This window comes from Protaetiibacter intestinalis (assembly GCF_003627075.1).
Taxonomy (GTDB): domain Bacteria; phylum Actinomycetota; class Actinomycetes; order Actinomycetales; family Microbacteriaceae; genus Homoserinibacter; species Homoserinibacter intestinalis.
Genome location: NZ_CP032630.1, coordinates 1,083,491 through 1,096,385 on the forward strand (window position 1 = coordinate 1,083,491; position 12,895 = coordinate 1,096,385).

A 12,895-nucleotide genomic window follows, 5' to 3' on the forward strand; every position below is an offset into this window, starting at 1 on the left:
TGTCGGGGTGAAGATCCTCGTCCTCGGATCCGGTGCCCGCGAGCATGCCATCGTCGAAGCCCTGCTGGCCGAAGACGCCGGGCACGAGATCACCGCGGCACCGGGCAACGCCGGCATCGCCGCCCAGGTGGAGACGGTGTCCCTCGACCCCAGCAACGGCCGCATCGTGGCCGACTACGCGCACGACAACGGCGTCGAGCTCGTCGTGATCGGCCCCGAGGCCCCGCTCGTGGCCGGCGTCGCGGATGTGCTGCGCGCGAAGGGCATCCCCGTGTTCGGTCCCGGCAAGGCGGCAGCCGCGCTCGAAGGCTCGAAGGCCTTCGCGAAGCGCATCATGGATGCCGCGGGCGTGCCCACCGGGCGGGCGGTGCGCGCCACCACGATCGAGGAGCTCGTCGCGGCCCTCGACGAGCTCGGCGCCCCGCACGTCGTCAAGGCCGACGGCCTCGCCGCCGGCAAGGGCGTGCTCGTCACCGAGGACCGCCAGGCCGCCATCGAGCACGCCGAGTACTACCTGCAGCACGGCCCGGTGCTCGTCGAGGAGTTCCTCACCGGCCAGGAGGTGTCGCTGTTCTTCCTCGCCGACGGGCACGACGTCGTGCCGCTCAGCCCCGCGCAGGACTACAAGCGCGCGCTCGACGGCGACCAGGGCCCCAACACGGGCGGGATGGGCGCCTACTCCCCCCTGCCGTGGCTCACCGCCCGCTGGGGGTCGGAGGCGGCGTTCGTCGACGAGGTGCTCGACACCGTCGCGCTGCCCACCGTGCGCGCCCTGGAGGCGGAGGGCACGCCCTTCATCGGGCTGCTCTACTGCGGCCTCATCGTCGCCGACGAGGGCCACCCGGGCGGCGCCGCCGTGCGGGTCATCGAGTTCAACGCCCGCTTCGGCGACCCCGAGACCCAGGTGGTGCTGCCGCGGCTCAAGAGCCGCCTCTCGGAGCTGCTGCTCGCGGCCGCGACCGGCGGACTCGGCCGGCTGCCGTATCCGACCTTCTCGGACGAGGCCGCGGTCGTCGTCGTGCTCGCGAGCGAGGGCTACCCCGAGAACCCGGTGACCGGCCGCGAGCTCACCGGACTCGACGCCGCCGCCGAGGTGCCGGGCGTCACGATCGCGCACGCCTCGACGGCCGTCGTCGACGGGCACTACCTCGCGACCGGCGGCCGGGTGCTCGGCGTCGTCGCACGCGGCGAGGACTTCGGCGCCGCCCGATCCGCCGCCTACGAGGCGATCGGCCGCATCGGGCTCGAGGGCGGGCAGTTCCGCCACGACATCGCCGAGCGGGTGGCGCGGTGAGCGCCGACCCGCGCCTGGAGGCGCTGCGCTGGCGCCACGAGTACTCGGGCAAGGTGCGCGACCTCTACCTCTCGGATGCCGAGCCGGCCCGCGCGCTCGTGGTCGCCTCCGACCGGGTGAGCGCCTTCGACCACGTGCTCGAGCCGGGCATCCCGGGCAAGGGGGCGCTGCTCACGACGCTGAGCCTGTGGTGGTTCGACAAGCTCGACGTGCCGAACCACCTCGCCGGGGCGCGCGGGGGCCTCGCGGAGCTCTCGACGCCGCTCCCGGCGGATGTCGCCGAGCGGGCGATGCTCGTGAAGCTGCTCGACATGTTCCCCATCGAGGCGGTCGTGCGCGGCTACCTCGTCGGCTCCGGCTGGGCGGAGTACCAGGCGACGCGCTCGGTGTGCGGCATCCCGCTGCCGGACGGCCTCGCGAACGGCGACCGGCTGCCCGAGCCGATCTACACGCCGGCCTACAAGGCGCCCCTCGGCGAGCACGACGAGAACATCTCGTTCGAGCGCACCGTGGAGCTCGTGGGCGAGGCGGATGCCGAGGCGATCCGGGCGCTCAGCCTGCGGGTGTTCTCGGCGGCGTCGGCGATCGCCCAGGAGCGCGGCGTGATCCTCGCCGACACCAAGTTCGAGTTCGGGCGCGACCCGGAGACGGGCGAGATCACGCTCGCCGACGAGGTGCTCACCTCGGACTCCTCGCGCTACTGGGATGCGGAGCTGTACGCCGCGGGCGGCCCGCACCGCCTCGACAGCTTCGACAAGCAGATCGTGCGCGACTGGCTCGCCGCGAACTGGGACAAGCAGGGCACCCCGCCCCCGCTGCCCCCCGAGATCGTCGAGCGCACCGCGGCCCGCTACCGCGAACTCATCCAGCGCCTCACGGCCTGACGCCCGAGCGCTCCCGCCGGTTTCGCAACTCAGGAGATTCCGCTCCACACGCGCCGCATCCCCCTCCAGCACCGCTCTTCTCCTGAGTTGCGAGAACGAGCGGGTTTCGTAACTCAGGAGATCCCGGCGGATGGGCGGTCGCATCCGGGGAAACGGCCGGATGTCCTGAGTTGCGAAACCGGCGGCGGGGTCGCGGAATAGTTGTTGGGGCAACTATGTTGGGGAGGACATGACCGACACCAGCCGCTTCGCCGCCGACACCGCCATGGGCGCGGTGACCCTCAACGTCGCGGACCTCGACGCGATGACGCGCTACTACCGCGACGCGATCGGACTCGACGTGCTCGACGCATCCGGCCCCCGGGTCGTGCTCGGGCGGGCGGATGCCGCGAACCGGCCCGTCGTGATCCTCGTGCACACCCCCGAGCTGCGGCACGCCGGACCCCGCGAGGCGGGCCTCTTCCACACCGCGATCGTGTTCGACACGAAGGCCGCGCTCGCCGCCGCCGTCTACTCGGTCGCACAGAAGCATCCGGGAACCTTCACCGGCTCCTCCGACCACTACGTCAGCAACGCCTTCTACTTCGACGACCCGGAGGGCAACGGCGTCGAGCTCTACTGGGACCGCGACCGCAGCGAGTGGAGCTGGGTGCACGGCACGATCGAGATGGGCACCGTCTACCTCGACCCGAACCGCTTCCTCGCCGAGAACCTGAGCGAGGAGGGGATGGCGTCCCCGCTCCCCGGCGACGCGCGTGTCGGCCACATCCACCTCTCCGTCGGCGACATCGCGCAGGCACGCGCCTTCTACGTCGACCGGCTCGGCTTCGACGAGACGATCGCGATCCCGGGGCAGGCGCTCTTCGTGTCGGCGGGGGGTTACCACCACCACATGGCGATGAACGTGTGGAACTCGCGGGGCGCCGGCCGCCGCCAGCCGACCCTGGGCCTCGGCCGGGTCGACATCGAGGTGCCGGATGCCGACTCGCTCGGCGAGCTCGGCGAGCGTCTCGCGCACTTCGGCGTCGAGTCCCGCGACGACGGCCGCACGGTGGAGCTCGACGACCCCTGGGCGAACCGCATCCTGGTGACCGTTCCGGGTCGCGGCTGAACCGCGTGGTGCGGTTTCGGCCGGGTGGCGGCCGCGAAGCCGCGCCATCCGGCCGAAACCGCACCACCGGCTGAGCGCGTCTGCAGCGAACGTCGAGCCGCGCGCTCCTACACTCGCACCGTGAACGACCCCGTCTACCCGCGCCAGCTGCGGGCGAGCCGCGCCTTCCTCGTGCTGCACGGGCCGCGCATCCTCGGGCAGAAGAAGAAGCTCGAGGCCGAGGTCGAACGGCTCCCGGATGCCGCGCTCCCCTGGGAGGGCAAGCTCGCCGGCCCCGAGCCGCTGCGGCTGCTCGTCGCGGGAGATTCGACCGCCGCCGGCACGGGCGCCGCCACCCAGGACGAGGCGCTGCCCGGATCGCTCGCGCGCGAGCTGCACGCCCGCACCGGCCGCGGCGTCATCTGGCGCTCGGTCGGCGAGAACGGGGCCGACACCGGCCAGTTCCTCGAACGGCACCTCACCGACGCGCTCGCCCGGCCGGCCGACCTCGTGTTCGTCACCCTCGGCGCCAACGACGCCCTGCACGCGCGCTCCGCCCGCGCCTTCGCGCGCGACCTGCGCGAGCTGCTCGAGACGCTCAGCGACCGACTGCCCGAGGCCCGCATCCTGATGTCGAACCTGCCCGTCTTCATCCGCTTCGAGCTGCTGCCCGAGCCGCTGCGCACGACGCTCTACCGGCACTCGCGCAACCTGGAGCGCGCCGCCCGCACGGTCATCGCCCGCGACCCGCGCTGGATGATCACCGACCAGGTGCCGCCGCCGTACGGGCCCGACTTCTTCGCGAGCGACCGCTTCCACCCCTCCGCCTCCGGCTACGCCGACTGGGCGCGCTGGGCCGTCGAGGACGCGTGGCACCGCGGCCTCTCCGAGATCGCCTCCGCGCCCCGCCCGGCCGAGGCATGACGCCCGAGCGGTTCGCCGCCGAACTGCGCACCCGCGCGGGAACGGCGCGACTGCTCGTGGGCATCGCCGGAGAACCCGGATCCGGCAAGTCGACCCTCGCCCGCCGCACCGCCGAGGCGCTCGGCGCGGATGCCGTGGTGCTGCCCATGGACGGCTTCCACCTGCCGCAGGCCCGGCTCGTCGAGCTCGGCCGGCGCGAGCGGATGGGCGCCCCCGACACCTTCGACGTCGCCGGCTTCGTGCGGCTGCTCGGCGAGGTGCGGGCGGATGCCGGCCCGGTCGACGCGCCCGGCTTCGATCGCGAGGTCGAGGAGGCGGTGCCCGGCGCCATCCGCATCGACCCCGGCCACCGCATCGTGCTCGTGGAGGGCAACTACCTGCTGCACGACGAGGGCGGCTGGGAGGCCGTCGCCCCGCTGCTCGACGTGACCGCCTTCGTGCGCGTCGACGAGGCGCTGCGGATCGCGCGCCTCATCCGGCGCCATCACCGCTTCGGCAAGACGCCCGCCGCCGCCCACGCCTGGGCGACCGGACCCGACGAGGCGAACGCGGCCGTCATCCGCCGGACCGCGGACCGTGCCGAACTGCAGGTGGCCGTAGACTGAGGGCGTTCCCCCGCCCCTCGAACTCCGGGAGTCGTCCGTGCCCACCATCGTCGTCGAGGTCATGCCGAAGCCCGAGCTGCTCGACCCCGCGGGCAAGGCCACCGCGGGCGCGATCGCCAAGAGCTCGTCGACGTTCAGCGGGGTGCGCATAGGCAAGCGCTTCGAGCTGACCGTCGACGGCGAGGTCACGGATGCCGTGCTCGCCGAGGCGCAGAAGCTGGCCGAGGAGTTCCTCTCCAACCAGGTCATCGAGGACGTCGTCACGGTCAAGGTCGCCTGATGGCCACCCGCATCGGCGTCGTCACCTTCCCCGGCTCGCTCGACGACCGCGACGCGCAGCGCGCCGTGCGGCTCGCGGGCGGCGAGCCGGTCGCCCTCTGGCACGGCGACCACGACCTCCAGGGCGTCGACGCGATCGTGCTGCCGGGCGGTTTCAGCTACGGCGACTACCTGCGCTGCGGCGCGATCGCCGCGCACTCGCCGATCATGGCCGAGGTGGTCTCGGCGGCGAACGCCGGGATGCCGGTGCTCGGCATCTGCAACGGCTTCCAGATCCTGGTCGAGTCGCAGCTGCTGCCGGGCGGCCTCATCCGCAACGACCACGGCGACTTCATCTGCCGCGACCAGAAGCTGCGCGTCGAGAACGCCTCCACCGCGTGGACCTCCGCGTTCGAGCAGGGTGAGGAGATCGTCATCCCGCTCAAGAACGGCGAGGGCGGCTACATCGCCACCGAGGAGACCCTCGACCGCCTCGAGGGCGAGGGTCTCGTCGCGTTCCGCTACCTCGACGTGAACCCGAACGGCTCGCTGCGCGACATCGCCGGCCTCACGAACGAGCGCGGCAACGTCGTGGGTCTCATGCCGCATCCGGAGCACGCCACCGAGCCGGGCTTCGGCCCCGACACGGCGGATGCCATGCGTTCGGGCGTCGACGGCCTGCGCTTCTTCAGCTCGGTCATCGAGCGCACCCTCGCCGGGGTCTAGCCCGCGCGCTCCCCGGTGTGCCGGACGAGCTGCTCGAGCACGAGCCTCAGCCGGCCATCAGGCCGAGGGTGTCCACGACGCGGTTCGAGAAGCCCCACTCGTTGTCGTACCAGGACGCCACCTTCACGTGGCGGCCGAGCACGCGGGTCAGCTCGGCGTCGAAGATCGACGACGCCGGGTCGCCCACGATGTCGGTCGAGACGATCGGGTCCTCCGTGTAGCTGAGCACGCCGGCGAGGGAACCGGATGCGGCATCCCGGTAGGCGGCCTTCAGCTCGTCGACGGTCACATCCCGTTCGACGGTCACGTTCAGCTCGACGAGCGAGCCGACGGCGACAGGCACCCGGATGGCGTAGCCGTCGAGACGCCCCGCGAGCTGCGGCAGCACGAGGCCGATGGCGTTGGCGGCATTGGTGGTCGTGGGGGCGATGTTGACCCCGGCCGCGCGGGCGCGACGCAGGTCGCGATGGGGGCCGTCCTGCAGGTTCTGCTCCTGCGTGTAGGCGTGCACCGTCGTCATGAAGCCCGCCTCGATGCCGGCGACCTCGTGCAGCACGTGCGCGAGCGGGGCGAGGGCATTGGTGGTGCACGACGCGTTCGACACGATGCGGTGCTTCGCCGGGTCGTAGGTGTCGTGGTTGACGCCGTACGCGATCGTCGCGTCGGCACCGGCGGATGCTGCGCTCACGAGCACCCGCCCCGCGCCCGCCTCGAGGTGGGCGGCCGCGTCGGCGGCGGCGGTGAAGCGGCCGGTCGACTCGAGTACGAGGTCGACGCCCAGCTCGGCCCACGGGAGCTTCGCGGGTTCGCGCTCGGCGACCACGGCGATCCGCTTCCCGTCGACGACGAGGTGGTCGTCGCCCGCGGTGACGGGACGCCCGAGTCGGCCGAGCGTGGAGTCGTAGCGCAGCAGCTGCGCGAGGGTGGCGGGCGAGGTGAGGTCGTTGACGGCGACGACCTCGAGGTCGGTGTCGCGCTCGAGGAGCGCGCGCAGCACGTTGCGTCCGATGCGGCCGAAGCCGTTGATGGCGACGCGCGTGGTCATGGGTGGGTCCTTTCGTGGGTGGATCGTTCACCTTCCACGATGAGCCCGCACCGCCCCCGGCACCGTGCGGATGTCGGCCAGCTTGCGCGAGCTTCGCGCCACCGCGGCGCGACGGTCAGGCCGGCACGCGCGCGAAGATGCGGCGGTACTCGCTGGGGCTCGTGCCGAGGATGCGCTGGAAGTGCAGCCGCAGATTGGCCCCGGTGCCGAGCCCCACCTCGGCGGCGATCTGCTCGACGCCGAAGTCGGTGCGCTCCAGCAGCTCGCGTGCCAGGTCGACGCGGGCGCGCAGGATCCACTGCAGCGGCGTGTAGCCGGTGTCCTCCACGAAGCGCCGCGAGAACGTGCGCGTCGACACCGCCGCGTGGCGGGCGAGGTCGTGCACGGTGAGCGGATCGCCGAGACGCTCGATCGCCCACGCACGGGTGGCCGCGAAGCGGTCGCCGAGATCCTCCGGCACCGAACGCGGCACGTACTGCGACTGCCCGCCGCTGCGATAGGGGGCGGCGACGAGCCTGCGGGCGGCGACGTTCGACATCCGCACCCCGTGGTCGCTGCGGATGAGGTGCAGGCACAGGTCGATGCCGGATGCGACCCCGGCCGAGGTGAGCACGTCGCCGCTGTCGATGAACAGCACGCTGCCGTCGACGTCGACCTCCGGATGCAGGCGCGCCAGGTCGGGCGCGTGCCGCCAGTGGGTGGTGGCACGGCGCCCGTCGAGCAGCCCCGCGGCGGCGACGGCGAAGACGCCCGTGCAGATGGCGGCGATGCGCGCACCGCGGGCGTGTGCCGCGCGCAGCGCCTCGAGCGCCCGCGGGTCGACGGGGCGCACGGGATCGCGGTAGCCGGGCACGATGACCGTGTCGGCGGTGCGGAGTGCCTCGACGCCGTGTTCGACCGCGTAGTTCAGCCCCTCACCGGAGCGCACGATGCCCGGCTCGACGCCGCACATGAGCACGTCGTAGGGCAGCTCGTCGCGCGCCTGGAAGGTCTGCGCCGGGATGCCGACGTCGAGCGGCTGCGCTCCGTCGAGCACGAGGACGACGACCCGATGCCGCCGCATGCCGCCTCCGTTCCGACCGCGGGTGCACGGCCCTGGTCAGGTTCGCGGATCCCGCCCGCCGCGCACAGTGGCGGAAACGCCATCCGTCGAAAGGATAGCGCCAAGCATCCCGGTGCGCCGGGTCAGCGCGGCGCGGCGAGCGCGACCGTGAGGGTCGAGCCGAACAGCAGGATGGCGACGGGCAGCCAGATGGCGCGTTCGAGGGCGCTCGGGGTGATGGCGTTCATGACGATCGCGACGGCCGAGAGGCCGACGACGACCCAGACCGCGACGGGGAGCCAGGCATCCGGCAGCGGAGCCCAGCCGGTGACGCCGGCGCGGCGCAGCACGACGAGCGCGACGCCGCTCCAGACGATGACGGCAATCGCGCTCGAGACGCGGAGTGCGGTCGAGAGCTCGGCACTCTGTCCGCCGTAGGCGGCGCGGCCCCACGGGGCGCCGAGGGCGAGCGCGAGCTGGAACGCGACCAGCCCGAGGTACAGCACGGCGGCCACGATCGCGGCGACGCGGGCGATGACGGCGGGGTCGAACGACATCCGGAACCTTTCTGGCAGATATATCGATATGTCTAGCAGATATGATGACGGGATGCCACGGGCTACCCAGACCGACCTCGCCGTCCTCGCCGCACTCAGCGTCGAGCCGATGACCGGCTACGCCCTGCGCGAGGCGATCCTCGCGCACCTCGGCGCCTTCTGGAGCGAGAGCTTCGGGCAGATCTACCCCGCGCTCGCGCGGCTGCGTGACGCCGGGCTCGTCGAGGCGGGCGACGGCGACCGCCCCGGATCGTCCGCGTACCGACTCACGGCATCCGGCCGCGCCCGGCTCGTCGAGCTCATGCGCGAACCGCCCACCCGCACGCCGCCGCGCAACGGCATGCTGCTGCGGCTGTTCTTCGGGGATGCGCTCGGGGCGCGGGCCTGCCGCGAGCTGGTCGTCGAGTATCGCGGCATCGCGGCGGAACAACTCGCCGCACTCGCCGCGGCCCGGCGCGAGACGGAGGCGGCATCCGATCCGGCGCACCGCCCGTACCAGCTCATGACGATCGCGGCGGGCGAGCACACGGCGCGCGCCTCCCTCGCGTGGGCCGACGAGACGATCGCGACCCTCGACGCGCTCATCGCCGACGGGCGCTGACTGGTCGGTTTCTGGCCCCATTTCGGTGAAATGGGGCCAGAAACCGACCAGTCAGGGCAGATGCAGGTGCACCCGCCGAGCTGGCCCCGGGGGTTACGCCGTGAGCCAGTCGCGGAGGGCGGGCAGCGTCGTCACGCCCTGCGACTCGCAGAAGTGCTGGGCACCCGGCACCACGAGCTCCTCGGCGGCGAGCCCCGCGACGACCGCGGGCGTCAGCTCGATCGGCACCTCGGGGTCGAAGTCGGAGCGGATGACGAGCCGCCGCCCGGTGCGCGCGGCGAGCTCGCCGAGCTCGGGCAGCCCCACCGTGAAGGGGTCGAGCTCGGGGTAGATCGGCACCGGGTCGACGAACGAGGCGACGAGCGCGAGTGCACCGAGGCGCGCATCCGGCTGCTCGGCGAGCGCCCGGCCGAGCGCGCGCACCGCGGTGATGGTGCCGAGGCTGTGCCCGACGAGCGCCGTCTCCGCGTCGACGGTGCCGAGCGCGGCGACCGCCGCATCCGTCCAGGCCGCCGCCTCCGGGTGGTCGGTGTCGGGCAGCGCGGGCACCTCGACGGCGACGCCGTGCGGCGCGAGCTCCTCGCGCAGCCAGCCGAACCAGTGCTTGCCGGGATGCGCGGTGTAGCCGTGCAGGATGACGACGCGGCGAAGGCTCATGCCTCCAGCGTGCCGGATGCGGGTCCCCGACCACCGCACGAACGCCGCCACGCCCGCACGAGTTCCCGCCAGCGCGCCGAGGGGACTACGAGGCGAGCGCCGAGAGCAGCAACCACACCCCGACGCCGAACACGGCGACCGAGGGCAGCACGATCGCCGCGATGAACGCCTGCGAGCGCGCGAAGGTCGTGCCGCGCATCCGCACCGCGACGCCGTTCGCGGCCAGGTGCTCGGCCCACGCCCGGGCGAGCGCGAACGAGCGGCTCTGCGAGCCGAACAGGCTCGCCACCCCGACCGCGTCCCCGACGAGGGCGAACGCGGCACCGGCCGCCGAGCCGGCGATCACCGCGGCGCTGCGCATGACCCCGCTCGAGACGACGATCGCCGCGCCCTCGCGGAAGGCCTGGGCCGCCTCGGAGGCGTGCGGTGCGCCCGCGAGCTCGGCGAGCTGCGCGGTGCTGAACTCGCGCGCGAAGTTGCCGGCGTAGGCCCCCGTCACGAAGACGTGCCGATGCCCATCCGAGGTGACGACGAGCGTCGAGAAGCGCGTGAACTCCGCCGACACCCGATCGACGGGCGCACTGAACACGGTCTCCCGCTCGGTGCGGAACGACAGCACGCCGGCGTCGAGGGTCATGATGCCCGCGGTCACGCTCGCGCCGCGGCGCCAGTACAGTCCGGCGCGCGTCGGCGCGGATGCGGCGGGCACGGCACCGTTCACGGGTTCGGACATGCTCGCAGGCTAGCGGAGCCGCCCCCGCGGGATGCGGGATGCCCACGCCGGTAGGATGGCGGTGCTGCCGCATCCGCCCCGCCGCAAGGAGCACTCCCCCGTGAGCACCCCCTCGACGCACGTCGTCGACACCGTCGAGAACGCCGCCGCCAGCCCGGAGCGGGAGCAGCCGTACGCGGCGCTCGGACTCAAGACCGACGAGTACCTGCAGATCCGCGAGATCCTCGGCCGCCGCCCCACGAGCGGCGAGCTCGCCATGTACTCGGTCATGTGGAGCGAGCACTGCTCCTACAAGAGCTCCAAGGTGTGGCTGCGGCAGTTCGGCCAGAAGGTCACGCCCGAGATGAAGCAGAACCTCATGGTCGGCATGGGCGAGAACGCGGGCGTCGTCGACATCGGCGAAGGCTGGGCGGTCACCTTCAAGATCGAAAGCCACAACCATCCGAGCTACGTCGAGCCGTTCCAGGGCGCCGCGACCGGCGTCGGCGGCATCGTGCGCGACATCATCTCGATGGGCGCGCGGCCGGTCGCCGTCATGGATGCGCTGCGTTTCGGGTCGATCGACCACCCGGATACGGCCCGCGTCGTGCCCGGGGTGGTCTCCGGCATCAGCTTCTACGGCAACTGCCTCGGCCTGCCCAACATCGGCGGCGAGACCTGGTTCGACCCGGTGTACCAGGCCAACCCGCTCGTCAACGCGCTCGCCGTGGGCGTGCTCCGTCACGAGGACCTGCACCTCGCGAACGCGCGCGGCGTCGGCAACAAGGTCGTGCTGTTCGGGGCCCGCACGGGCGGCGACGGCATCGGCGGCGCGTCGATCCTGGCATCCGAGTCATTCGACGAAGGCGCGGGCCGCAAGCGCCCCGCCGTGCAGGTGGGCGACCCCTTCATGGAGAAGGTGCTCATCGAGTGCTGCCTCGAGCTGTACCGCGGCGAGCTCGTCGAGGGCATCCAGGATCTGGGCGCGGCCGGCATCTCCTGCGCCACCTCCGAGCTCGCCTCCAACGGCGACGGCGGCATGCACATCGTGCTCGACGAGGTGCTGCTGCGTGACTCCACGCTCACGGCCGAGGAGATCCTCATGTCGGAGAGCCAGGAGCGCATGATGGCGGTCGTGGCCCCCGAGAAGCTCGAAGGCTTCCTCGCGGTGACGTCGAAGTGGGATGTCGAGGCGAGCGTGCTGGGCGAGGTCACCGACACGGGGCGCCTCGTGATCGAGTGGAAGGGCGAGACGATCGTCGACGTCGACCCGCGCACGGTCGCGGTCGACGGGCCCGTCTACGAGCGGCCGGTCGCCTACCCGACGTGGATCGACCGGGTGAACGCCGACTCCGCATCCGCCCTCGCGCGGCCCACCGAGGGGCCCGCAGTCAAGGCGCAGCTGCTCGCGCTGCTCGGCTCGGCGAACCTCGCCGACAAGAGCTGGATCACCTCGCAGTACGACAAGTACGTGCTCGGGAATACGGCGCTCTCCTACCCCGACGACGGCGGCATGGTGCGCGTCGACGAGAGCTCGGGCCTCGGCTTCGCGCTCGCGACGGATGCCAACGGCCGCTACTGCTACCTCGACCCGTACCAGGGTGCGCAGCTGGCGCTCGCCGAGGCGTACCGCAACGTCGCCGTCACGGGCGCGACCCCGGTGGCGGTCTCCGACTGCCTCAACTTCGGCTCCCCCGAGGACCCGGAGGTCATGTGGCAGTTCTCGCGCGCGGTCGAGGGGCTCGCCGACGGCTGCCTGCAGCTCGGCATCCCCGTCACGGGCGGCAACGTGAGCTTCTACAACCAGACCGGCGACGTGCCGATCCACCCGACCCCCGTCGTGGCCGTCATGGGCACGATCGATGACGTCGGGCGGCGCGTGCCGTCCGGCTGGCAGGACGCGGGCGACAACCTCTACCTGCTCGGCACGACCGCCCTCGAGCTCGACGGCTCCGCCTGGGCGGGCATCGTGCACGGGCACCTCGGCGGACGCCCGCCGGCCGTCGACCTGGACGCCGAGAAGGAGCTCGCCTCGCTGCTCTCGGCGGCGGCCTACGAGGGTCTGCTCAACGCGGCCCACGACCTCGCCGACGGCGGGCTCGCGATCGCGCTCGCCGAGGGCGTGCTGCGCTTCGGCGTCGGCGCGCGGGTGTTCCTCGACGAGCTGCTCGTCCGCGACGGCGTGGATGCGGCGACCGCCCTGTTCTCGGAGTCGACGGGCCGCGTGCTGGTGGCCGTGCCGCGCGAGGAGGACGTCAAGTTCACCCGTCTGTGCGAGGGCCGCGGCTACCCGGTGATCCGCATCGGCGTGACCGACTCCGAGCCCGCGCTCGAGGTGCAGGGACTCTTCACGGCATCCGTCGACGAGCTCGCCTCCACCTTCCGCGAGCCCCTCCGCGCCCGCTTCGCCTGACGCGCGGGCCGGCGCCCCGCGTCTCGCCCTGCCGCGGCATCCGTCCGCGCCTCCACCCTCGTATCCAGCGGCGGGAGCAACCGCATG

The 12,895-nt window shown here is 72.7% G+C and carries 14 protein-coding genes; 9 read left to right on the forward strand and 5 right to left on the reverse strand.

The features are described from left to right. Positions 1 to 7 precede the first annotated feature (7 nt). The 7 genes from purD to purQ all read left to right on the forward strand — a co-directional run bounded on the left by purD (position 8) and on the right by purQ (position 5,781). The gene (purD, locus tag D7I47_RS05230; RefSeq protein ID WP_120762062.1) at positions 8 to 1,294 is read left to right on the forward strand and encodes a phosphoribosylamine--glycine ligase; all 1,287 of its coding nucleotides are present in this window, start codon (positions 8 to 10) and stop codon (positions 1,292 to 1,294) included. Then, the gene (locus D7I47_RS05235; RefSeq protein ID WP_193726461.1) at positions 1,291 to 2,178 is read left to right on the forward strand and encodes a phosphoribosylaminoimidazolesuccinocarboxamide synthase; all 888 of its coding nucleotides are present in this window, start codon (positions 1,291 to 1,293) and stop codon (positions 2,176 to 2,178) included. Before purD ends, D7I47_RS05235 begins: the two co-directional genes overlap by 4 nt. A gap of 229 nt (positions 2,179 to 2,407) precedes the next feature. Beyond that, entirely contained in the window at positions 2,408 to 3,289 is an 882-nt protein-coding gene (locus tag D7I47_RS05240) for a VOC family protein (RefSeq protein WP_227000877.1), read from the forward strand. Between the two features lie 120 nt (positions 3,290 to 3,409). After that, on the forward strand, positions 3,410 to 4,192 hold the full coding sequence (locus tag D7I47_RS05245) for an SGNH/GDSL hydrolase family protein (RefSeq protein ID WP_157981642.1): 783 nt from the start codon (positions 3,410 to 3,412) through the stop codon (positions 4,190 to 4,192). After that, positions 4,189 to 4,797 carry a nucleoside/nucleotide kinase family protein gene (locus tag D7I47_RS05250; RefSeq protein WP_120762064.1) on the forward strand — a complete coding sequence of 203 codons (609 nt, stop codon included), beginning with the start codon at positions 4,189 to 4,191 and terminating at the stop codon, positions 4,795 to 4,797. The genes D7I47_RS05245 and D7I47_RS05250 overlap by 4 nt, the downstream gene beginning before the upstream one ends. 37 nt (positions 4,798 to 4,834) lie before the next feature. Beyond that, positions 4,835 to 5,077, forward strand: coding sequence for a phosphoribosylformylglycinamidine synthase subunit PurS (locus D7I47_RS05255; protein ID WP_120762065.1), 243 nt, complete (start codon positions 4,835 to 4,837; stop codon positions 5,075 to 5,077). Beyond that, a complete protein-coding gene (gene purQ / locus D7I47_RS05260; protein WP_120762066.1) occupies positions 5,077 to 5,781 on the forward strand; it encodes a phosphoribosylformylglycinamidine synthase subunit PurQ in 705 nt (234 codons plus the stop codon). The genes D7I47_RS05255 and purQ overlap by 1 nt, the downstream gene beginning before the upstream one ends. Positions 5,782 to 5,827: 46 nt before the next feature. On the opposite strand, the gene gap is transcribed toward purQ, so the two are convergent. From gap to D7I47_RS05275, 3 genes are all read right to left on the reverse strand, one after another. Beyond that, entirely contained in the window at positions 5,828 to 6,826 is a 999-nt protein-coding gene (gene gap / locus D7I47_RS05265; RefSeq protein ID WP_120762067.1) for a type I glyceraldehyde-3-phosphate dehydrogenase, read from the reverse strand. Between the two features lie 115 nt (positions 6,827 to 6,941). Next, complete coding sequence (locus D7I47_RS05270) at positions 6,942 to 7,889, reverse strand: GlxA family transcriptional regulator (RefSeq protein WP_120762068.1); 948 nt, start codon at positions 7,887 to 7,889, stop codon at positions 6,942 to 6,944. Between the two features lie 122 nt (positions 7,890 to 8,011). After that, on the reverse strand, positions 8,012 to 8,425 hold the full coding sequence (locus D7I47_RS05275; protein WP_120762069.1) for a hypothetical protein: 414 nt from the start codon (positions 8,423 to 8,425) through the stop codon (positions 8,012 to 8,014). A 52-nt stretch (positions 8,426 to 8,477) separates the two neighbouring features. On the opposite strand from D7I47_RS05275, the gene D7I47_RS05280 reads away from it, so the two are divergent. Continuing rightward, a complete protein-coding gene (locus D7I47_RS05280; RefSeq protein ID WP_120762070.1) occupies positions 8,478 to 9,026 on the forward strand; it encodes a PadR family transcriptional regulator in 549 nt (182 codons plus the stop codon). A gap of 93 nt (positions 9,027 to 9,119) precedes the next feature. Here the strand turns inward: D7I47_RS05280 and D7I47_RS05285 are convergent, their stop codons facing one another. Together D7I47_RS05285 and D7I47_RS05290 are read right to left on the reverse strand one after the other, a co-directional pair. Beyond that, complete coding sequence (locus D7I47_RS05285) at positions 9,120 to 9,683, reverse strand: RBBP9/YdeN family alpha/beta hydrolase (RefSeq protein WP_120762071.1); 564 nt, start codon at positions 9,681 to 9,683, stop codon at positions 9,120 to 9,122. Between the two features lie 85 nt (positions 9,684 to 9,768). Further along, positions 9,769 to 10,416, reverse strand: a complete 648-nt coding sequence (locus tag D7I47_RS05290) for a hypothetical protein (RefSeq protein WP_120762072.1) — start codon at positions 10,414 to 10,416, stop codon at positions 9,769 to 9,771. Positions 10,417 to 10,471: 55 nt separating this feature from the next. On the opposite strand from D7I47_RS05290, the gene purL reads away from it, so the two are divergent. After that, entirely contained in the window at positions 10,472 to 12,808 is a 2,337-nt protein-coding gene (gene purL / locus D7I47_RS05295) for a phosphoribosylformylglycinamidine synthase subunit PurL (RefSeq protein WP_120762073.1), read from the forward strand. Positions 12,809 to 12,895: the final 87 nt, after the last annotated feature.